At 69.8% G+C, this 20,253-nt stretch carries 19 protein-coding genes; 5 read left to right on the forward strand and 14 right to left on the reverse strand.

Annotation, left to right across the window (positions count from 1 at the left end; genetic code table 11):
• Positions 1-18: 18 nt before the first annotated feature.
• Complete coding sequence (locus ACFUCU_RS13160; RefSeq protein WP_377973026.1) at positions 19-2,001, reverse strand: propionyl-CoA synthetase; 1,983 nt, start codon at positions 1,999-2,001, stop codon at positions 19-21.
• Between the two features lie 156 nt (positions 2,002-2,157).
• On the opposite strand from ACFUCU_RS13160, the gene ACFUCU_RS13165 reads away from it, so the two are divergent.
• The 4 genes from ACFUCU_RS13165 to ACFUCU_RS13180 are packed head-to-tail and all read left to right on the forward strand — an operon-like array spanning position 2,158 to position 6,447.
• Positions 2,158-2,799 (forward strand): GntR family transcriptional regulator, encoded by a 642-nt coding sequence (locus ACFUCU_RS13165; protein WP_364137908.1) that lies wholly within the window; start codon positions 2,158-2,160, stop codon positions 2,797-2,799.
• Between the two features lie 25 nt (positions 2,800-2,824).
• Complete coding sequence (locus ACFUCU_RS13170; RefSeq protein WP_377973027.1) at positions 2,825-4,345, forward strand: MmgE/PrpD family protein; 1,521 nt, start codon at positions 2,825-2,827, stop codon at positions 4,343-4,345.
• Positions 4,345-5,247 (forward strand): methylisocitrate lyase, encoded by a 903-nt coding sequence (prpB, locus tag ACFUCU_RS13175; RefSeq protein WP_364137912.1) that lies wholly within the window; start codon positions 4,345-4,347, stop codon positions 5,245-5,247. Before ACFUCU_RS13170 ends, prpB begins: the two co-directional genes overlap by 1 nt.
• Before the next feature lie 60 nt (positions 5,248-5,307).
• A complete protein-coding gene (locus ACFUCU_RS13180; RefSeq protein WP_364137914.1) occupies positions 5,308-6,447 on the forward strand; it encodes a bifunctional 2-methylcitrate synthase/citrate synthase in 1,140 nt (379 codons plus the stop codon).
• Positions 6,448-6,558: 111 nt separating this feature from the next.
• Here the strand turns inward: ACFUCU_RS13180 and ACFUCU_RS13185 are convergent, their stop codons facing one another.
• The 13 genes from ACFUCU_RS13185 to ACFUCU_RS13245 form a co-directional block, all read right to left on the reverse strand.
• Positions 6,559-7,470: a hypothetical protein gene (locus ACFUCU_RS13185; RefSeq protein ID WP_377973028.1), complete on the reverse strand. Its 912-nt coding sequence runs from the start codon at positions 7,468-7,470 to the stop codon at positions 6,559-6,561.
• Between the two features lie 127 nt (positions 7,471-7,597).
• Complete coding sequence (locus ACFUCU_RS13190; protein ID WP_377973029.1) at positions 7,598-8,116, reverse strand: 8-oxo-dGTP diphosphatase; 519 nt, start codon at positions 8,114-8,116, stop codon at positions 7,598-7,600.
• Positions 8,117-8,149: 33 nt separating this feature from the next.
• The gene (locus tag ACFUCU_RS13195; RefSeq protein ID WP_377973030.1) at positions 8,150-8,923 is read right to left on the reverse strand and encodes a hypothetical protein; all 774 of its coding nucleotides are present in this window, start codon (positions 8,921-8,923) and stop codon (positions 8,150-8,152) included.
• 2 nt (positions 8,924-8,925) lie between these two features.
• Positions 8,926-9,429: an RNA polymerase sigma factor gene (locus ACFUCU_RS13200; protein ID WP_290258238.1), complete on the reverse strand. Its 504-nt coding sequence runs from the start codon at positions 9,427-9,429 to the stop codon at positions 8,926-8,928.
• A 138-nt stretch (positions 9,430-9,567) separates the two neighbouring features.
• A complete protein-coding gene (xerD, locus tag ACFUCU_RS13205) occupies positions 9,568-10,617 on the reverse strand; it encodes a site-specific tyrosine recombinase XerD (protein WP_377973031.1) in 1,050 nt (349 codons plus the stop codon).
• Entirely contained in the window at positions 10,614-11,279 is a 666-nt protein-coding gene (locus ACFUCU_RS13210; protein ID WP_377973032.1) for an NUDIX domain-containing protein, read from the reverse strand. Before ACFUCU_RS13210 ends, xerD begins: the two co-directional genes overlap by 4 nt.
• 26 nt (positions 11,280-11,305) lie before the next feature.
• On the reverse strand, positions 11,306-13,075 hold the full coding sequence (locus ACFUCU_RS13215) for a CTP synthase (protein ID WP_290258241.1): 1,770 nt from the start codon (positions 13,073-13,075) through the stop codon (positions 11,306-11,308).
• 63 nt (positions 13,076-13,138) lie between these two features.
• A complete protein-coding gene (gene recN, locus ACFUCU_RS13220) occupies positions 13,139-14,878 on the reverse strand; it encodes a DNA repair protein RecN (RefSeq protein ID WP_377973033.1) in 1,740 nt (579 codons plus the stop codon).
• Positions 14,879-14,881: 3 nt separating this feature from the next.
• Positions 14,882-15,889, reverse strand: coding sequence for an NAD kinase (locus ACFUCU_RS13225; RefSeq protein ID WP_377973034.1), 1,008 nt, complete (start codon positions 15,887-15,889; stop codon positions 14,882-14,884).
• Positions 15,890-15,933: 44 nt separating this feature from the next.
• Positions 15,934-16,740: a TlyA family RNA methyltransferase gene (locus tag ACFUCU_RS13230; RefSeq protein ID WP_290258244.1), complete on the reverse strand. Its 807-nt coding sequence runs from the start codon at positions 16,738-16,740 to the stop codon at positions 15,934-15,936.
• On the reverse strand, positions 16,737-16,988 hold the full coding sequence (locus tag ACFUCU_RS13235) for a hypothetical protein (RefSeq protein ID WP_364137930.1): 252 nt from the start codon (positions 16,986-16,988) through the stop codon (positions 16,737-16,739). The genes ACFUCU_RS13230 and ACFUCU_RS13235 overlap by 4 nt, the downstream gene beginning before the upstream one ends.
• Positions 16,989-16,998: 10 nt before the next feature.
• Complete coding sequence (locus ACFUCU_RS13240; RefSeq protein WP_377973035.1) at positions 16,999-17,991, reverse strand: HAD-IIA family hydrolase; 993 nt, start codon at positions 17,989-17,991, stop codon at positions 16,999-17,001.
• Positions 17,992-17,997: 6 nt separating this feature from the next.
• Positions 17,998-18,882, reverse strand: a complete 885-nt coding sequence (locus ACFUCU_RS13245; protein WP_364137934.1) for a hypothetical protein — start codon at positions 18,880-18,882, stop codon at positions 17,998-18,000.
• Positions 18,883-18,918: 36 nt separating this feature from the next.
• Here ACFUCU_RS13245 and ACFUCU_RS13250 point away from each other — a divergent pair, with 36 nt between their 5' ends.
• Positions 18,919-19,770 (forward strand): hypothetical protein, encoded by an 852-nt coding sequence (locus ACFUCU_RS13250; RefSeq protein ID WP_377973036.1) that lies wholly within the window; start codon positions 18,919-18,921, stop codon positions 19,768-19,770.
• The last annotated feature ends 483 nt before the right edge of the window (positions 19,771-20,253 follow it).

Genomic DNA, 20,253 nt, shown 5'->3' on the forward strand with positions numbered 1-20,253 from the left:
TTTCCAGGACCGCGCTATTCAGGACCGCGCGGTGTCGGGCCGCAGGGTGCCCAGCAGCTGCTCGATCACGCCCGCGTCCTCGATGGTGGAGGGCACCACGTAGTCCTCGCCGTCGGCGATCTGCCTCATGGTCTTGCGCAGGATCTTCCCCGAGCGGGTCTTGGGCAGCGCCTCCACCACGGTGACGTGCTTGAAGTCGGCCACGGCGCCGATGTCGCGCCGGACCAGGGCCACCAGCTCCTTGGCGAGCACCTCCCCCGGCACGTCGACGCCGGACTTCAGGACCACGTAGCCACTGGGCCGCTGCCCCTTGAGCGGGTCGGCCAGGCCGATCACGGCGCATTCGGCGACGGCGGGATGCTGGCCGATCACCTGCTCCATCGCCCCGGTGGAGAGCCGGTGGCCGGCCACGTTGATGATGTCGTCGGTGCGGCCCATCACGAACAGGTAGCCGTCCTCGTCCCGGTAGCCGGAGTCGCCGGTGGCGTAGTAGCCCTCGAACGCCTGCAGGTAGGAGGAGACGTACCGGTCGTCGTTGCGCCAGAGGGTGGCCAGGGTGCCCGGCGGCAGCGGCAGGCCCAGGACGATGTTCCCCTCCGTTCCCGGTTCCACTTCCTCCCCCGAGCCGTCGAGGACCTGCAGGCGGAAGCCCGGCATCGGAACGCTCGGGGATCCGGCCTTGATGGGCAGTTCCGCCATGCCGCGGGGGTTCGCGCAGATGGCCCAGCCGGTCTCGGTCTGCCACCAGTGGTCCACCACAGGCACCCCCAGAACCCGGGCGGCCCAATGGAAGGTGTCCGTGTCCAACCGCTCCCCCGCGGCGAACAGGGTCCGCAGGCTGGAGATGTCGTAGTTCTTCAGCAGGTCCGCCTCCGGGTCGGCCTTACGGATAGCCCGCAGCGCCGTCGGGGCCGAGAAGAGGACGTTGACCTTGTGGTCCTGGATCACCCGCCAGAAGGCACCGGCGTCCGGGGTGCCCACCGGCTTCCCCTCGTACATGACGGTGGTGGCCCCGGCCAGCAGCGGACCGTAGACGATGTAGGAGTGGCCCACCACCCAGCCGACGTCGGAGGCGGTCCACATGACGTCGCCGGGGCCGACGTCATAGATGTTCTCCAGCGTCCAGCTCAGGGCGACGGCGTGGCCGCCGTTGTCCCGCACCACGCCCTTGGGGGTGCCGGTGGTGCCGGAGGTGTAGAGGATGTACAGCGGGTCCGTGGCCTTGACGTTGACCGGAGACGCCGGTTCGGCGGCGGCCATCTCGGTGTCCCAGTCCAGCCAGCCGCCGTGGTTCGCGGCGGTGTCGGCGAAGCCGTCCCGGGCCTTGACCAGCACCGGGGTGTCCGGGGTTCCGGCGAGCTCCAGCGCCTCCGCGACGGCCGGCAGGTACTCGATCCGGCGGGCCGGCTCGATGCCGCCCGAGGCGGTGACGACGGCGGCCGGGCCGGCGTCGCGGATGCGGGCGGCGAGCTCCTTGGGCGCGAAGCCGCCGAAAACCACCGAGTGGACGGCGCCCAGCCGGGCCGTTGCGAGCATGGCGATGGCCGCCTCGGGGATCATCGGCATGTAGATGACCACCCGGTCGCCGCGGCCCACGCCCCGGGCGCGGAGGACGCCCGCGAACCGCGCCACCTGGTCCGTCAGTTCGGCGTAGGTGAAGCTCTTCCGGACGCCCAGCATGGCGGAGTCGTAGACCAACGCCGTCCGGTCGCCGTGGCCGGCGGCCACGTGCCGGTCCAGGGCATTGAAGCAGGTGTTCAGTTCGCCGTCGGGGAACCAGGCGTAGAGCGGTGCGCGGCTCGAATCCAGGGCACGGGTGGGCGGGACGCTCCAGTCGATCTTTCGGGCCGCGTCGAGCCAGAAGTCCTCCGGCTGGTCCATGCTGCGCGCATAGCTGCTCCCGTAGCTGGCGGTGCTGCGTCCTTCGGAGCTGCTGGTGTCGGAGCTGCGTTCCGAGGTCTCCCGGTTGCCGGCGTTGTCCATGGCGTTCTCCCGTTCCACGACATTGTGATGCAGACCATGCTAGACGGATGCTCGGAAGCTCACAAGGGTTTTGTATACACGAGGTGGGTCTATTCGTGAGTTTCTCCCGAATTGCTTGGATGCGAAGCAGTCTGTGTATACACTGGTGAGGATTCGGCGAGGAAGGAGAGCATCATGCGCGCCAGCGACAGGGCCTATGCGGCACTCCGCGACGACATTATCGAGTGGCGGCTGGCTCCCGGCACGGTTCTCGCCGAGGTGGAGCAGTCCGAGCGCCTGGGCGTCTCCCGGACCCCGCTGCGGGAGGCGCTGAGCCGGCTCACCGCGGAGGGTTTGACGACGACGGCGGGCGGCCGCGGCGTCGTCGTCACCGACATCTCGCTGGAGGACATCGACGAACTCTTCGAGCTTCGCGAGACCCTTGAAGGCAAGGCCGCGGCGCTGGCCGCCGAACGCGGCGATCAGGCCGTCTTCGCCGGGTTGCAGCGCGAGTTGCTGCGGGCGCCGGAGCTGATCAACGGCGCCGACCCCGCCCGGCACGACTACTACGACCTTGTCGGCCGGCTCGATGCCGCCGTCGACGCCGCCATTTCCAACGCCTACCTGGCCCAGGCGATGCGCAGCCTGCGCGTGCACCTGGTCCGGGTGCGCCGGCTGGCCGCCGACGATGCCGCACGCCTCACCGCCGCGGCCGCCGAACACGCGGCGATCGCCGAGGCCATCGCCGCCGGCAACCCCCGGCTGGCCGAGGCCGCGACCACGCTTCACCTGCACCGCAGTCTTTCCCACGTCAAAGCAACCCACGTACCGCACTAGTACGGACCCCTTCAGAAGGAGCACCATGGTCAAGGAACACCACGTCCGCGTCTACAAGAGCGAGGAAAACCTGGCCCGCGAGGACCAGCTGGCCTACAAGATCGCCAAGGTCGCCGCCGACCCGGTGGAGGTCACCGACGAGGTCACCGACATGGTGATCAACCGCATCATCGACAACGCCTCGGTGGCCATCGCCTCGCTGAACCGCGCGCCGATCGTCGCCGCCCGCGCCCAGGCCCTTACCCACGGCCCCAGCACCGGCGGCAAGGGCTCCAAGGTCTTCGGCATCGAGGAGCGCGTCTCCCCCGAATGGGCCGCCTGGGCCAACGGCGTGGCCGTCCGCGAACTCGACTACCACGACACCTTCCTGGCCGCCGAGTACTCCCACCCGGGCGACAACATCCCGCCGATCCTGGCCGTCGCCCAGCACGTCGGCTCCAGCGGCCGCGACCTGATCCGCGGCATCGCCACCGGCTACGAAATCCAGGTCAACCTGGTCAAGGCCATCTGCCTGCACAAGCACAAGATCGACCACGTCGCACACCTCGGCCCCTCCGCTGCCGCCGGTATCGGCACCCTGCTGGGCCTCGACGTCGAGACCATCTTCCAGTCCGTCGGCCAGGGCCTGCACACCACCACCGCCACCCGGCAGTCCCGCAAGGGCGAAATCTCCACCTGGAAGGCCCACGCCCCGGCGTTCGCCGGCAAGATGGCCGTCGAGGCCGCGGACCGCGCCATGCGCGGCCAGACCTCCCCCGTGCCGATCTACGAAGGCGAAGACGGCGTCATCGCCTGGATGCTCGACGGCCCCACCGCCGACTACCTGGTGCCGCTGCCCGAGGAGGGCGAGGCCAAGCGCGCCATCCTGGACACCTACACCAAGGAGCACTCCGCCGAATACCAGGCGCAGGCCTGGATCGACCTGGCCCGCAAGCTGCACGGCGAGCACCCGGAGGTCACGGACCCGGCCAACGTCGAGTCCGTCCTGATCAAGACCAGCCACCACACGCACTACGTGATCGGCTCCGGCGCGAACGACCCGCAGAAGTACAGCCCCACCGCCAGCCGGGAAACCCTGGACCACTCCATTCCGTACATCTTCACCGTCGCCCTGCAGGACGGCCGCTGGCACCACGTGGACTCCTACTCCCCCGAGCGTGCGGGCCGGCCGGACACGGTGGAACTCTGGCACAAGGTCACCACGGTGGAGGATCCCGAATGGACCCGCCGCTACCACAGCCTGGACATCGCCGAGAAGGCCTTCGGCGGCTCGGTGGAAATCACGCTCAAGGACGGCACCGTCATCACCGACCAGATCGCTGTCGCCGACGCCCACCCGCTCGGCGCCCGGCCGTTCGCCCGCGAGCAGTACGTGAACAAGTTCCGCACCCTCGCCGCTGGCCTGGTGGCCGAGGAAGAGATCGAGCGCTTCCTCGCCGCAGCCGCCCGCCTGCCCGAGCTCGCCGCCGGTGAGCTGGACCAGCTGAACATCAAGGCCGCCGACGGCGTGATCGACCTGGCGGCCGCACCGAAGGGACTCTTCTAATGCTGTACTCGAAGACCACGCCGGAGCAGAAGCGTATCCGTTTCCGCGAGCTGCTCTCCTCCGGCACCATCGCGCAGTTCCCCGGCGCGTTCAGCCCGCTCTCGGCCCGGCTGATCGAGGAGAAGGGCTTCGCCGGCGTGTACATCTCCGGCGCCGTCCTGGCCAACGACCTGGGCCTGCCGGACATCGGGCTGACCACGCTCACCGAGGTGGCCACCCGGGCCGGGCAGATCGCCCGGATGACGGACCTGCCCTCGATCGTGGACGCGGACACCGGCTTCGGTGAGCCGATGAACGTCGCCCGGACCGTGCAGGAACTCGAGAACGCCGGCCTGGCCGGCCTGCACATCGAGGACCAGTTCAACCCGAAGCGCTGCGGGCACCTGGACGGCAAGAACGTCGTGGACCTGGACACCGCCACCAAGCGGATCCGCGCCGCGGCCGACGCCCGACGGGACCCGAACTTCCTGATCATGGCCCGCACCGACATCCGCGCCACCGACGGCCTGGAGGCTGCCCAGCAGCGCGCCAAGGCCCTGGTGGAGGCCGGCGCAGACGCGATCTTCCCCGAGGCGATGAAGGATCTCTCCGAGTTCCAGGCCATCCGTGACGCCGTGGACGTGCCGATCCTGGCGAACATGACCGAGTTCGGCAAGAGCGCGCTGTTCACGGTGGACGAGCTGGCCGGCGTCGGCGTCAATATGATCATCTACCCGGTGACCCTGCTTCGTAGTGCCATGGGCGCGGCGGAGCGTACTCTGGAGACGATCAAATCAGACGGCACCCAGGAGGCACAGGTTCCCAACATGCTGACCCGTGCACGGCTGTACGACCTCGTGGACTACGAGGCCTACAACCGCTTCGACACCGGGGTGTTCAATTTCCAGATCCCCGGCATCTGACACCCCACCGGACCGCCGGCCCCGGCCGGACAACAGGCGTTAGGAACAAAGGAGTTCAGCATGGCTGACAACGAGATCAAAAAGGGCCTTGCCGGCGTCGTGGTGGACTACACCGCGGTGTCCAAGGTCAACCCGGAAACCAACTCGCTGCTGTACCGCGGCTACCCCGTCCAGGAGCTGGCCGCCAAGTGCAGCTTCGAGGAGGTGGCGTACCTGCTCTGGAACGGCGAGCTGCCGACCGACGGGCAATTGGCAGAGTTCACCGCCAAGGAGCGCGCCGGACGTGCACTGGACCCGGTGCTGAAGACCGTCATCGACGCCCTTCCCGTCACGGCGCACCCGATGGATGTCTGCCGGACGGCGGCGTCGGTGCTGGGCGCCCGGCACCCGCTGGCGGAGGACTCCTCGCGGGAGGCCAACATGGCCAAGGCCGTGGACCTGTTCGCCGCGATGCCGGCGGTGGTGGCGTATGACCAGCGCCGGCGGCACGGGCAGGAACCAGTGGAGCCCCGCGACGACCTGGGCTACTCTGCCAACTTCCTCTGGATGGCGTTCGGCGAGGAGCCGGTCCAGGAGGTCGTCGAGGCGTTCAACGTCTCGATGATCCTGTACGCGGAGCACTCCTTCAACGCCTCGACCTTCACCGCGCGCGTGATCACCTCGACGCTCTCGGACCTGCACTCGGCCGTGACCGGGGCGATCGGGGCGCTCAAGGGACCGCTGCACGGCGGCGCCAACGAGGCCGTCATGCACACCTTCGACGAGATCGGCATCCGCCAGGAAGAGTCGCTGGAGGAGGCCGCCGCCCGGGCCAAGGCCTGGATGGAGGATGCCCTGGCCAAGAAGAAGAAGGTCATGGGCTTCGGCCACCGTGTCTACAAGCACGGTGACTCCCGCGTCCCGACCATGAAGGCTGCGCTGGACAAGATGATCGCCCACTACGGTCGGCCCGAGCTGTTGGGGCTCTACAACGGGCTGGAAACCGCCATGGACGAGGCCAAGGCCATCAAGCCGAACCTCGACTACCCGGCAGGGCCGACCTACCACCTGATGGGCTTCGACACCCCGACGTTCACTCCCCTGTTCGTCGCCAGCCGGATCACCGGCTGGACGGCGCACATCATGGAGCAGCTCGACTCGAACTCCCTGATCCGCCCGCTGAGCGAATACAACGGCGTGGAAGAGCGGCACGTGCCGTAACTCCCGTCCCGCTTCCCCGCCTCAAGCGGTAAAGCAAAGACAGCGGCCCGGCCACCCCTTCGTGGGTGGCCGGGCCGCTGTGTTTGGGGGGTTTCGGGTGGGGCGCCGGGGCTAGCCCTGGGTGACCTTCAGCGAGGTGATCATGCGCTTGGCGTTGAGGTACTCGGCGCTCTGCATGTAGGCCCGGGCGTCGTCAATCGTGGGGAAAGACTTGGGACCCTTGTGGCCGGGGATCTGCTGCTGGACTCCGGTGTTCACCTGGTAGGCGTCCGCGAAGGAGAACAACGGCGAGTCGGAGGGCCCGCTGACAATGTTGTAGAACATGCAGGTGCTGCCGTTTTGACCGGCCGGGGAGCTGGTGAGTCCGTAGGACGCCGTGACGTGGTCGGCTTCCTGCAGGGCGCGGAAGGCGAACCTCGGGCTCACGGAGCCCTTGGTCGGCTGGTAGGGGATGTCGACGTTGACCGAGTCGAGGACGGTGTAGGGCACCGGCCCCTCGCAGGCTCCGCCGACGCCGCCCGACGGTCCGGAGTGCAGGGACGCCACGATCACGCCGGATTCGTCGGCAACCTCCACGTCCGTCGACCCGGTATTGGCGGGCGGGGCCTGGGTCGCCGTCCAGATTCCGGGGTACTCAAAGCTGATCCGGCGGTCGGCGCTGGTGAACGTCCGCCAGTCGGCGGCGGCGTCGGTGGGCGGCTGGGTGTTTGCTGCGGCCGGGGTCGTGGCCGTGGCGGTGGGTGTTGCCGTTTGGGACGGGGCCGCCGCGGCACTGGTCGACGGCGTGGCGGCGCGCGTCGTCGGGGTTTCGGAGGGCGCCGGTGACGAGGCTGCCGCGGGCGCCTTGGACCCCATGGTCGCTGCGACGGCTACGCCGCCTCCCACGGCCGCCAGGGCGAGCACGACGACGGCGGCGGCAAGCGGCCAGCGCCGTCGGGCGTCGCCCGGAGAGTCCCCGCGGTCTGCAGAGTCGGGATAGTCGCCGTCGTCGTCGCCGGGGAGGTGAAGGTTGTTGCCGCTCATGCCGGGCCTCCAAGGTGCGCGGATCGGGTGCCGGCGGATCCGGCGTTTTCACGCCTAGGCTACCGGCCCGCGGAATGACTGCCGGTCTCGCCCCGCCGGGCAGCATCGTTTCCCGGCGGGAAGCGTGTTAGCGCCGCGCCCCGGCCCCCTGCGTACCCTTCCCTTGCTCATCGGGGTAGCGGACGGAGGCCACCGTTTCGTTGTCGTCATTCAGGACGACGACGACGTCGATCGTCTCGCCGGAGAGCGCCGGCGGCAGCCAGTGTTCGGCGTCCTGCCACATGCGCTCCAAGGGCAGCTCGGTGGTGCTGAACCATTCCGGGGTGATCTCGCCGCTCTCGGCGGGTTCGCCGTCCCAGCGCCGGGTGGTGAAGAGCCGGCAGGACATGTTCCACTCGGGTCGGGCCGGGAAGACGAACTCCACGAGGCCTGCGTGGCTGAGGTCGGGTTCGGCAACGATCAGCCCGGTTTCCTCGAAAACCTCGCGGACGACAGCCTGGGCGTCGGTCTCCCCGGGTTCGACGTGGCCGCCGATGCCCACAATTTTTCCCAGCCCGAACCCGGTCCGCTTGAGGCCCAGCAGGACCTCCGTCCCGTCGGGCGTGTCCCGGAGGGCGAAGCAGAGGGTCACCGGTGCGGCTGTCATGGTTTCAGCCTAGTAGCTGCTCTCCGGGCGCCTCTATTTGCCGGCCGGGCCTTCCCCGACCAACTGCGGCCGCAGGGTGACCGGGATCCCCTTTTCGGCAAACTCCTTGTCCATGGCCTGCTGCGCCGTTAGCCCCTGGTTGTTCAGCGCCTGGAACTCCCAGTTGTAGACCGTGGCCGAGGGTTGGCGGACATCCCAGAGGAAGCGGCCATTCTGGAGTTTGGCGAGCCGGAACCATGCGTTCCCGCCGTCGAGCTTGAGTGCCTGCCCGCCCTCATCGGAGATCACGTAGGCGAGCCAGCCGTCGGCGCAGCCGAGCACGGTGTAGTACCGCTGCTCCGCGGCGGGGATCGGCAGGATCGTGGGCTGTCGGTCGTTGCGCAGCTGATCGATGTTCGCCGGTGTGCAGGCCACTCCCCCGGTGCTGGGCGGGGCGGTCTGGCTGGGGGTAGCCGGCGCCGGAGACGTCGGCGTCGGTGAAGCAGGCGTCGGCCTCGCCGTGGCCGGGGCGCTCTCACTGATCGTGGTGTTCGGCCCGGCCGGCACCGGCAGCGCGGGTCCGGGTACCGTCGGGAAGTTCCCGCCCACGACGACGGTGCCTGCCACCGCCGCGGCGGCGAGGCCGGTCACTGCCACGGCGGCAATCCTGGTCCGGCGTCGCCGGGCGGTCTCGCGGTGCGCAGAGGCGGCCCGCGGCATGGTGACCACGTTCGGGTCCGTGGACGTCACCTCCGAGCGGAGGACCCCGCGGTCCGGGACCGTGACCGACGGCTTGATGTCCTTCATGAGCTGTTCGATGCGGTCCATGGCTAGTCTCTCCGTTCTGTCATCAGGTGGGCGGGTGCGGCATTCGCGAAGGCACGCCGGGCCCTGTGCAGCCGGACGCCGGCGGCCGAGACCGAACAGCCGAGGGCTGCGGCCAGTTCGGCGCCGCTGAGATCCTCCCAGTAAGTCAGCATGAGGATGTCGCGGTCCTTGTCCCGGAGTTTCATCAGCACGGCTGCTACGACGGAGCGCTGGTCGCCGGCGGTGGTGACGTCATCGGTGCGCGCCTCCTCGGCGAGGCGTTCGAACAGTTCCTGCCGACGTCGGCGGCCCTTGTATTCGTTGCCGAGGACGTTGCGTGCGGTTGCCAGGAGCCAGCCGATGCCGGGCGGTTCAGGCAACTGTTTCTCCCAGGCGATGCGGAAGACGTCCGCGGCGAGCTCCTCGGCCCGGTGGGCGTCGTTGATGCGGCGGGCGATGTAGCCGTAGACACGGGCGGCGTGCTGGTCATGCAGCTCAATGAATGCCTGCTCCTTCGCAGCCAACATGATGTTTCCCCCGAACAATCGATGACGTGGTTCTACCCAATCAGTGTCCCGGGGCGCCCGGATCCTTACACGCGGGCGTGTCGAAAATCAGGCGCAGTGCAGCAACGTCTGGGGAACGCGCCGGAGAGCCCAGGCAGGCTAGCCCAAGGCGCGCGGGTGTGCGGCGGCGTAGATTTCGCGCAGCGTGTCGGCGGTGACCAGGGTGTAGACCTGCGTGGTGGTGACCGAGGCGTGCCCCAGCAGTTCCTGCACCACGCGGACGTCGGCGCCGCCCTCCAGCAGGTGGGTCGCGAAAGAGTGCCGCAGCGTGTGCGGGGAGACGTCCTTGGTGATGTTGGCCTTCTCGGCAGCCGTTTTCAGGATGGTCCAGGCGCTCTGGCGGCTGATCCGGCCGCCGCGGGCGTTGAGGAACAGCGCCGGAGTGCCCTTGCCCTTCGCCGCGAGGAGCGGCCGCCCTCTTACCAGGTAGGCGTCGAGCGCGCGGGCACCGTAGGACCCCAGCGGCACCAGCCGCTCCTTGGAGCCCTTGCCGAAGAGGCGCACGATCGCCGGCCCCCCGCCGTCGTCGGGAGCGCTCCCGGCCAGTGCGATGTCGTCCACGTCCAGTCCGACGGCCTCGCTGATGCGGGCCCCGGTGGAGTAGAGGAATTCCAGCAACGCCCGGTCGCGCAGGCCGGTGGCGGTGTCCGTACCCGCCGCCTCCAGGATGCGGGTCACCTCGTCCACCGTGATGGCCTTGGGCAGCCGTTTGCCGGGCATCGGCGGATGGACGTCGCTGGCGGGATCGGTCGGGGTAAGGCCCTCGAGGGCCCAGAACTTATGCAGCCCCCGGACAGCGACGACGGTGCGGGCGGCGGACCGGACGCCCAGCGCGGTCCCGCCGTCGGAGCCGTCGGAGAGGGCCTGGACAAAGGCGGTGACGTCTCGCCGGGTGATGTCCTCGGGGCGGTTGCGCCCCGCGGCGGCCAGGTGCCGCGCGTAGCGGGCCAGGTCCCGCCGGTACGCGGACAGGGTGTTGGCGGCCAGTCCGCGCTCGACCCCCATGTGCTGCAGGTAGTCGCTGATAGCGCGGTCGACGGCGGTGGGCGGCCGGGGGGCATCCGTGGTGGCGTCCGCGGCTGCCGGTGCCGCCGGGTCGGGAGCGGAGGCAGCCGCCGCGGGAGGCTCCGCCGCCAGCAGGCCGGTCATCCGCGCTGGCTGGGGTGCGCCGGCCAGGGCGCGTCCGCGGGCCGGAGCCGGTCGAAGCCGTCGGCCCTGGCGGCGGCAGCGGCCAGGACGCCGACGACGGCGGACGGGTTGTGCAGGCGCCCCTCCAGTACCGCCGTGACGGCCGCATCCAGCGGCAGCCAGTGCAGCTCGATCTCGGCCTCCTCGTCGGTGCGGACGTGCAGTTCGTGGCCGGGCACGTCACTCAGTCCGCGGGCCAGGTAGATCCGGATCGCCTCGCTGGAGGAGCCCGGCGAGTTGAAGAAGTCGGCCAGCACGTTCCATTCCGCGGCCACGAGGTCGGCTTCCTCGGCGAGTTCCCGGGCGGCGCCCGCCACGAAGTCCTCGCCCTCGACGTCGAGCAGTCCGGCCGGGATCTCCCACAGCGCCATGCCCACCGGGTGCCGGTACTGCTTGATCAGGAGGATCTCGCCGTCGTCGTTCATCGGCAGCACAGCCACCGCGCCTGGGTGGTCGATGTAGTCCCGGGTCAGGGCGTCGCCGTCCTCGTTCAGCTGGAAGCTGTCGCTGACCACGTCCCAGATCCGGCCCTCGTAGACCTTCTCGGACGACAAAAGACGGCGCGGGCTCGGCTCATCTGAAACCTGCCGTGCAGCATCATGGGTCTCAGACATTCCGGGCATCGCGCCGTCCTTTGATGTAGTTGGTGTTACTTGGCCTGCGCCGCGGCCTTTGCCGCCGGCTTGGCGGTACCCTGTTGGTGGTCGCCGTGCTGGTGGTCGCCGTGCTGGTGGTCCAGGGCGGCCCGGACCAGGCCCGCGAACAGCGGGTGCGGGCGGGTCGGCCGGGAGCTCAGCTCCGGGTGGGCCTGGGTGGCGACGTAGTACGGGTGCACCTCGCGCGGAAGCTCCACGTACTCCACCAGCTTGCCGTCCGGGGAGGTACCGGAGAAGACCAGGCCCTGCGCCGCAATCTGGTCGCGGTACTTGTTGTTGACCTCGTAGCGGTGGCGGTGGCGTTCGCTGACCTTGGTGGTGCCGTAGGTCTCGGCCACGACCGAGCCTTCGTCCAGCTTGGCCTCGTACAGGCCCAGGCGCATGGTGCCGCCCAGGTCGCCCTTGCCGTCAACGATGTCCAGCTGCTCTTCCATCGTGGCGATGACCGGGTACTTGGAGTCCGGCTCGAACTCGGAGGAGGAGGCGCCCTCGAGGCCGACGACGTTGCGGGCGTACTCGATGACCATGCACTGCAGGCCCAGGCACAGGCCCAGGACCGGGAGCTTGGTTTCGCGGGCGAACTTCAGCGCGCCGAGCTTGCCTTCGAGGCCGCGGATGCCGAAGCCGCCGGGAACGCAGATGGCGTCGACGCCGGCCAGGGCCTTCTTGGCACCGGCCTCGGTGTCGCACTCGTCCGAGGGGACCCAGCGGATCTTGACCTTGGTGTTGTTCGCGAAGCCGCCGGCGCGCAGCGCCTCGGTCACGGACAAGTAGGCGTCCGGCAGGTCGATGTACTTGCCGACCAGGGCGATCTCAACCTCGTGCTTGGGGTTGTGGACGGCCTCAAGCAGGGTATCCCAGCTGGTCCAGTCGACGTCCTTGAACGGCAGGTCCAGCGCGCGGACGATGTAGGAGTCCAGGCCCTGGGAGTGCAGCGTCTTGGGGATGTCGTAGATGCTCGGGGCGTCCGGGCAGCCGATGACGGCGTCGAGGTCGACGTCGCACATCCGGCCGATCTTGTCGCGCATCGCCTGGGGAACCTCGCGGTCCGAGCGGATCACGATCGCCTCGGGCTGGATACCGATGGAGCGGAGCGCGGCCACGGAGTGCTGGGTCGGCTTGGTCTTCAGTTCCTGGGAAGGTCCGATGTACGGGACCAGGGAGACGTGCAGGAAGAAGACGTTGTTCCGGCCGATGTCCTGGCGGACCTGGCGGGCGGACTCGAGGAACGGCTGGGACTCGATGTCGCCGACCGTGCCGCCGATCTCGGTGATGATGACGTCCGGGGCGTTCTTGCCCTCGGCGGGCAGCCGCATGCGGCGCTTGATCTCGTCGGTGATGTGCGGGATGACCTGGACGGTGTCGCCGAGGTACTCGCCGCGGCGTTCCTTGGCGATCACGGTGGAGTAGACCTGGCCGGTCGTGACGTTGGCGGAACCCTCGAGGTTCTCATCGAGGAAGCGCTCGTAGTGCCCGACGTCGAGGTCGGTCTCGGCGCCGTCGTCAGTCACGAAGACTTCGCCGTGCTGGAAGGGGTTCATCGTGCCCGGATCCACATTCAGATAGGGATCGAGCTTTTGCATAGTTACAGACAAGCCGCGTGCCCGCAGGAGGTGGCCGAGGCTCGAAGCCGTCAGACCCTTTCCGAGCGAGGACGCCACACCGCCGGTGACGAAGATGTGTTTGGTCGTCTTGGACGAGCCCGGGAACCGGGAATTTACACGGGAATTTGATCGCTGCACCACGGAATTTGAGCCTATCATCAAATCGGTCTTCTGAGGGTCCGAATCGCGCCGCTGTGATGGTCATCCCAGCGGCGCGCGGGATCACGCCTGCCGCGGCAGGAGTTTCGCGTCGTCGAGCAGTTCCTGGGCGTGGGCGCGGGCCGACTCGGAGTCCTCCTGGCCGGCCAGCATGCGGGCGAGTTCGCGGACGCGCTCGGACTCATCCAGGAGCTGCACGTCGCTGGAGGTGAAGCCGGTGGCAGTGGCGCCGTCGGATCCCCGGACGGAGGTCTTGGTGACACGGATGTGCTGGTTGGCGAAGGCCGCCACCTGGGGCAGGTGGGTGACCACCAGGACCTGGACGTGCCGGGCGAGCATGGCCAGCCGGCGGCCGATCTCGACGGCGGCACGGCCGCCCACGCCGGCGTCGACCTCGTCGAAGACGAAGGTGGGGACCGGGTCGACGACGGCGAGCACCACCTCGATGGCAAGCATCACCCGGGAGAGTTCACCGCCCGAGGCGCCCTTGCCGAGCGGGCGGGCGGGGGCGCCCGAGTGCGGCTGGAGGAGGAACGCGATCTCGTCCGCGCCGTAGGGCCCGAGGCCGTCCCCGGCTTCGATATTGATCACCAGCGTGGCGTCGGCCATGGCCAGGGCGGTCAGCTCGGCGCTGACGCGGGCGGCGAGGTCCTTGGCCGCCTTCTTGCGTGCCTTGCTGATCGCCGCGGCCTGCTTGGTCAGTTCGGCCTCGGAGCGGACGACGTCGGCCTCCAGGGCCTCGATCCGGGTCGAGTCGTCCTGCAGCTCGGTGAAGCGTTCCCGCGCCTGGTCGGCCCAGACCAGCACCTCGTCGATGCTCGGCGCGTATTTGCGCACCAGCGCGGCCAGCGCGGCGCGGCGGTCCTCGATCTGGGCGAGCCGCTCCGGGCCCTCGGTGTCGAGGCCGGCCTGGTAGCTGGCAAGCTCGCCGGCGATGTCGTTGAGCAGGAAGCCCACCTCGGCCAGCCGGGCGGCCGCCGAACCGAGCTCGGCGTCGTGCTCGGCGACGTGTTCCAGGGTGCGTTTGGCGGCGTCCACCAGCGTGGTGGCGTCGGCTTCCTCGCCGAAGTCCTCGCTGATCAGGGCCTGGTGCGCGGTACTCGCGGCGATCCGCAGCTCCTCGACGTTGGCGAGCTTGACCGCCTCGGCCTTGAGGGCCTCGTCCTCGCCGGGCTGCGGCTCCACGGCGTCTATCTCGGCCAGGGCGGCCTCCAGCGATTCGGCCTCGCGGAGCCGTTCCCGCGCCGCGTTGCGCAGCTCGTCCAGCTCGGCCTGGCTGCCCTTCCAGTGGGTGTAGAGCTGCTGGTAGGCGGCGAGCGTCTTGGCGAGCGGCTCCCCCGCGAACTTATCCAGCGCTTCCCGCTGGGCTACGGCGCTCTTGAGCCGGATCTGGTCGGATTGTCCGTGGACCACCACCAGGGCGCCACCGATCTCGGCGAGCACCCCCACGGGGGCGGTCCGGCCGCCCAGGTAGGCGCGGCTGCGCCCGTCGGCACCGACGCTGCGGGCCAGGAGCAGCTCGGCGCCGCCGTCAAACTCCTCGACCTCGGCGCCGGCTTCACGGGCGCGTTCGACGGCGGCGTGGCCGGCGTCGAGTTTGAGGACCGCCTCGGCGGAGGCGCTCTTGGCGCCGCTGCGCACGGCTCCGGCGTCGGACCGAGCACCGAGGAGCAGGCCGACGGCGGTGACCACCATGGTCTTGCCGGCACCGGTCTCGCCGGTCACCACGCTCAGGCCGGGGCCGAGCGGGAGGGTGGCGTCCGTGATGACACCGAGGTCGCGGATTCGCAGTTCTTCAAGCATGGGTCACTTCGCAGTCGAGGGATCGGCGGGGTCTGTGGGGTCGGGCAGCGGCATCGGCCGGGGCGTGCGCACCACGGGCATCGGGCCGGTGGGGATGGCGTCCGGTTGCGGCACCGGGCCGCGCCAGCCCTGGATGGGGAGCTCGAACTTCCTGACCAGGCGGCCGGAGAACGGGGTCTGGTGGGTGCGGGCCAGCCGGACCGGGGTGGCGGAACGGGTGACCTCCACGCGGGCGCCCGGGGGCAGGTCCACTGACCGGCGTCCGTCGCACCAGAGCACGCCCTGGGCGTCCGTCCGGCCGAGGATCTCGACGGCCAGCCGGGAGCGGGGCGAGACCACCAGCGGCTTGGCGAACAGTGCGTGGGCGCTGATCGGGACAATGACCAGTGCCTCCACCTCGGGCCATACCACGGGGCCGCCGGCGGAGAAGGCGTAGGCGGTGGAGCCGGTGGGGGTGGCGAGGACGACGCCGTCGCAGCCGAAGGAGGTCAGGGGGCGTTCGTCGACCTCGGTGACCACCTCGAGCATCCGTTCGCGGTTGCCCTTCTCGATCGCCGCCTCGTTCAGCGCCCAGGTGTGCCAGATCTTCTGGCCCCGGACCCACACCTGGACGTCGATCGTCATCCGCTCCTCCACCGTGTACTGGCGGCTGGCGATCCAGTCCACGGTCTGGGCGAGGTCTGCGCGCTCACTCTCGGCCAGGAAGCCCACGTGCCCGAGGTTCACGCCCAGCATCGGCACGTCCACCTCGCGCACCAGTTCCGCGGCGCGCAGGATGGTCCCGTCACCGCCGAGCACCATGACGAGTTCGACGTCGTGCAGCTTCACGTGGTCGTGCAGGACCTCCACGGGCTGGTCCAGCCGGCCGTAGAAACGTACCATGTCGCCGAGTTCGGACTTCTGCATCACGGGCACAATGCCTGCGGCGTGCAGCATGGCGCACGCGTCCCAGGCGGCCTTGAGGGAGTCCTCGCGGCCGGTGTGGGCAAGGATGAGGACACGCCTGCTCATCAGGTTCCGCCTTCTACTGCTTCGATTGCTGCATGGGCTGCTGGTTAGGTCCAGATGGTTCCAAGGAGCGCGGCCAGGGCCGCGTCCCGCTCCTCGATCTTAGGCAGGTCCGCCCGGATCGCGCGTTTTATCCACAGGAAGTACTCGACGTTTCCGTCCTGCCCCGGCAGGGGGCTCTGAGCCAGCCCGGCCAGTTCCAGTCCAGCGTCCAGGGCCGCGGCGGCCACCTTTTCGACGGCGAGGCGCCGTTCCCGTTCGGAGGTGACGACGCCGGTGCGGCCCAGTCGGTCCTTGCCGATCTCAAATTGTGGTTTGACCATCAGGACCAGATCCCCGCCGGGTTCGGTGCAGGCGGCCAGCGGCGCCACCACCAGGGTCAGGGAGATGAAGGACAGGTCCGCGACGGTGAGCGCGGCCGGCCCTCCGATGGTCTCCGGGGTCATGTACCGGACGTTCAGGCCCTCGTGCACGGAGACCCGCGGGTCGTTGCGAATCTGCGGGACCAACTGGTCGTGGCCGACGTCCACCGCCACCACGTGCGCCGCACCCCGGCGCAGCAGCACCTCGGTGAAGCCCCCCGTGGAGGCGCCGGCGTCGAGGCAGCGCTTCCCCTCGACGGCGACGGCGGGGAAGGCGTCGAGGGCGCCGGCGAGCTTGTGCGCGGCGCGGCTGACGTAGTCATCCCCCGGGGTGGCGGCGACGTCCAGGCCGGTCGCGTCATCCACCTGCTGCGAGGCCTTGGCCAGGACGGTGCCCGCCGAACTGACCTTGCCGTCGGCGATCAGCCGGGCCGCGTGGGTGCGGGAGCGGGCGAGTCCGCGGCTGACCAGCGCCTGATCCAGCCGGGTCACGTGCGGGCCTCCCCCGTCACGTCCTCATTCAGGGCGTCGGCCAGCGCGTCGTGCAGGGCCGCGTAGACGTCGCCGTGGTCGGCTACCGGCAGGTGCGCGAGCGTGTCCAGAGGTTCGAGCAGCGCCTCGACGGCGGGGTCGGCGGCCAGCGGTGCGTCCGCCGTGCGCTCGGGCCAGTCCGGCTGGATGTCACCGACGCCGGGTGCGCCCGCAGGTGCGGGCTCGGCGGGGCGGGGCGATTCGATCATGCCTTCCAGTCTAGTGACCGGTCCAGTGCAGCTCCGGCGCCTGGGCGGTGGCGGCCTCCGGGGTGGCCGCCCACCACGCGGCGCAGCCGGCGCGCCAGGCATCGAGGTCCGCGGGGTCCCCCGTGATGCGCAGGACAGTGCCGTCCACGACGGCGGTGGCGGCGCCGCAGCGGAACCCTGCCCCGCCGTCGTGCTCGATGTCCGGGTAGGGCTGGAAGAGTCCGTTGAGGTCCTCGATCAGGTAGCCGGGGCGTTCGGCTGCCCGTGCGGCGAGGATGCTCTCGCGGGTGTCGACGCCGGTCAGGACCGCGACGGTGGCGAATCCGGCGTTGTTGCCGCCGAGGATGTCCGTGTCGAGGCGGTCGCCGACCACCAGGGGCCGGTCCGCGGCGAGCCGCTTGGCGGCGGTGTGGAAGAGCGGCGCCTCGGGTTTGCCCGCGACCAGCGGCGTGCTGCCGGTGGCGGAGGCGACGGCGGCCACGAGGGTGCCGTTGCCGGGGGCGATGCCGCGGGCCTGCGGGATCGACAAGTCCGTGTTGGTGGCCACCCAGAGGGCGCCGGCGGCGACGACATAGGCCGCCTCGGCCAGGTCCTTCCAGCCCAGGTCCGGGTGGAAGCCCTGCACGACGGCCACGGGCTCGTCGGCCTGGTTGCGGACCGGTACCAGGCCCGCGAGTTCGATCTCGCGGGCGAGGGCGGGGCCGCCGGTGATGAGGACGCGGGAGCCCGGGGGCAGCTTGGCGGCCAGCAGTTCACCGGCGGCCTGCGAGGAACTGACTACCTGCTCATCCTCGGCGGGCGCGCCCAGTTCACGCAGGTGGGCGGCGACCTCGGCGGGGCTGCGCGACGCGTTGTTCGTCACGTAGCCCAGCCCGACGCCGATCCCCGCCAGCCGTCCCAGCGCCTCGACGGCACCGGGGATGGCGTGCGGTCCCGCGTAGACGACCCCGTCGAGGTCCGAAAGGAGCGCGTCGAAGCGCGAGATCAGCCAGTCGTGGTCCATCGGGGCCTAGTCCTCCGTGTGGTCCCGGTTGCCGGCGTGGTCCTCGTGGCCGGTGTTGTCTTCGTGGCCGGCCAGCTCGTCGGCTTCCACCGAATCCTCGTCGGATTCGGCGTCGTCGGACTCGAAAAAGCCGGTCTCCTCGTCGTCGGAACCTGCGTCGACGTCGTCGGCCCGGCCTTCGGCGTTCTCCGGCAGGCCGGCGACCGCGGCGGCGCTGGCGGCCCGCGGGGCCTCGTCAGAGGTGATTCCTGCCTGGCGGTCGGCCTGCTCCTTCAGGAGGCGACGGCGGCGCTGCTCCTCGCGGGCCTCCTCTTCCTCGTCCCAGCCGAGGTCGATGATGTCCGGTTCCTCGTCGACGCCGAGGCCGAGGGCGTTCTCGGCCACCACGGCCTGGCGCTGCCACTTGGCGGCCTCGGTTTCGCGGCCCACGGCCGTCAGCGCGTCCGCGTAGGCGCGGAACAGGCGGGGGCTGTAGGAGAAGGCGCGGTTGATGTCCAGCTGCGGGATCTCCAGCTCGGAGACGGCGGCATCCAGCTGGCCGAGGTCGGTCCGGGCGCCGGCGGCCACGATGGCGAGTTCCACCTTGCCGGGGGCGTCCAGGTCCTTGGCTTCCTCCGAGCGGGCCATGTCGAGGGCACGGTCCGGACGGCCCAGGCCGCGTTCGCAGTCGGCCATGACGGGCAGATGCGTGTTGGAGCCACTGATGCGGCGGTAGGTGCGGAACTCGCGCAGGGCTTCGCCGTAGTGTCCGGCGGAGTAGGCGGTGAGGCCCACGGCTTCACGGACGGCGGCGAGACGGCCGCCGCGGCGGCTGGCGGCGAGGGCGTGCTGGAAGGCCAGCTCGGGCTCGTCGTCGATCAGGCGGCCGGCCATGACCAGGTGGCGGGCCACCCAGGTCGCGCTGTTGTCCTCGAGGGTCTTGATCTGGTGCTGCGTGGCGCGGTCCAGTTCCTTGCCCGTGACGTCCTCGTCGATTTCGGGCGAACGGTCCCGGTCGGGGCGGTTGGCGCTGCGCAGGTCGGCGGCGTTGGGCTGGCGGACCGGACGGTCCTCCGCGCGGTCGCGGCCGAACTGGCGCGGCCCGGAGTCGCCACGATCGAAGCTGCGGGCAGGACGGTCCTCGCGGTCGCCGAAGGGCTTGCGGTTGTCTCCGCCGGAGAACGGCTTGCGATCACGGTCGCCACCGAAGCTACGGCGCTCACCATCACGGGCCGGACGATCACCAAACGGCTTACGATCACGATCACGATCGCCACCGAAGCTACGGCGCTCACCATCACGAGCCGGACGATCACCAAACGGCTTACGATCACGATCACGATCGCCACCGAAGCTCCGGCGCTCACCATCACGAGCCGGACGATCACCGTAAGGCTTACGGTCGTTCCCACCCGAGAAAGGCTTGCGGTCACGGTCGCCGAACGGCTTACGATCCCGGTCGCCACCGAAACTGCGACGCTCACCATCAGGGGCCGGACGGTCACCAAACGGCTTACGGTCGTTCCCACCCGAGAAAGGCTTGCGGTCACGGTCGCCGAACGGCTTACGATCGCGGTCACCGTCGAAGTTGCGGCGCTCACCGTCGCGGGCCGGACGCTCACCGTACGGCTTGCGGTCACGATCGTCCCGGCCGCGGAAGCCGCGGGGGTCGCCGCCGGAGTTGTTGGCCCGTCGGAATCCGCCGCCGCCGGCGTTACGGCCCCCGCCAAAGTTGCCGCCGTCGTCGCGGCCGCGGTTACCGTCGTTGTGATCAGCCATGCTGGATTCCTCCTGTTGTGAGCCGACCACTGGCGCAATCGCAGCCGCTCTGTTTTTCGTGTTTCGTTCCTACGCAACCCGAAATCAAGCGCTTCGAAGTCCGTACATCTCATTCAATTCTAGGCGAGGAGCACTCCCCCGGCTAACTGCCGGCACCCCGTGGGCCTCACGGTGGCACGCCTCACAGGGCGGTCCCGGCCGGTCGACCCCCGCAGCGCTTACCCTCGCGGAAACGGCGATTCCGGCCCGGAGAGAGCGGAATAACTGCACCCGCCAGGGCGACGGCGTGAGCAACCACGACGGCGTGCGGCCTGGTGTTTTGCATCTGTTCGGCCTCCGGGACCGTGCCTGGGCCCGGTGCCGGCTTCCCCGGCTGGGTGCTGGACCACCGGATCCGGTAACGAATGGCTGGTTAAAGTGGGAGAGCCTCCAACCGTGTGGTTGGAGGCTCTCGACCTAAATGATGTTCCGGCGGTGACCTACTCTCCCACACCCTCCCGGGTG

It is taken from the genome of Arthrobacter sp. NPDC057259 (assembly GCF_042668995.1).
In the GTDB taxonomy this organism is placed as follows: Bacteria; Actinomycetota; Actinomycetes; order Actinomycetales; family Micrococcaceae; genus Arthrobacter.

Bases quoted from the DNA above. Each gene is read 5' to 3' on its own strand.
- ACFUCU_RS13165 (WP_364137908.1), top strand. From the start codon at position 2,158: ATGCGCGCCAGCGACAGGGCCTATGCGGCACTCCGCGACGACATTATC.
- ACFUCU_RS13170 (WP_377973027.1), top strand. From the start codon at position 2,825: ATGGTCAAGGAACACCACGTCCGCGTCTACAAGAGCGAGGAAAACCTG.
- prpB (WP_364137912.1), top strand. From the start codon at position 4,345: ATGCTGTACTCGAAGACCACGCCGGAGCAGAAGCGTATCCGTTTCCGC.
- ACFUCU_RS13180 (WP_364137914.1), top strand. From the start codon at position 5,308: ATGGCTGACAACGAGATCAAAAAGGGCCTTGCCGGCGTCGTGGTGGAC.
- ACFUCU_RS13185 (WP_377973028.1), bottom strand. From the start codon at position 7,470: ATGAGCGGCAACAACCTTCACCTCCCCGGCGACGACGACGGCGACTAT.
- ACFUCU_RS13190 (WP_377973029.1), bottom strand. From the start codon at position 8,116: ATGACAGCCGCACCGGTGACCCTCTGCTTCGCCCTCCGGGACACGCCC.
- ACFUCU_RS13195 (WP_377973030.1), bottom strand. From the start codon at position 8,923: ATGGACCGCATCGAACAGCTCATGAAGGACATCAAGCCGTCGGTCACG.
- ACFUCU_RS13200 (WP_290258238.1), bottom strand. From the start codon at position 9,429: ATGTTGGCTGCGAAGGAGCAGGCATTCATTGAGCTGCATGACCAGCAC.
- xerD (WP_377973031.1), bottom strand. From the start codon at position 10,617: ATGACCGGCCTGCTGGCGGCGGAGCCTCCCGCGGCGGCTGCCTCCGCT.
- ACFUCU_RS13210 (WP_377973032.1), bottom strand. From the start codon at position 11,279: ATGCCCGGAATGTCTGAGACCCATGATGCTGCACGGCAGGTTTCAGAT.
- ACFUCU_RS13215 (WP_290258241.1), bottom strand. From the start codon at position 13,075: ATGATAGGCTCAAATTCCGTGGTGCAGCGATCAAATTCCCGTGTAAAT.
- recN (WP_377973033.1), bottom strand. From the start codon at position 14,878: ATGCTTGAAGAACTGCGAATCCGCGACCTCGGTGTCATCACGGACGCC.
- ACFUCU_RS13225 (WP_377973034.1), bottom strand. From the start codon at position 15,889: ATGAGCAGGCGTGTCCTCATCCTTGCCCACACCGGCCGCGAGGACTCC.
- ACFUCU_RS13235 (WP_364137930.1), bottom strand. From the start codon at position 16,988: ATGATCGAATCGCCCCGCCCCGCCGAGCCCGCACCTGCGGGCGCACCC.
- ACFUCU_RS13240 (WP_377973035.1), bottom strand. From the start codon at position 17,991: ATGGACCACGACTGGCTGATCTCGCGCTTCGACGCGCTCCTTTCGGAC.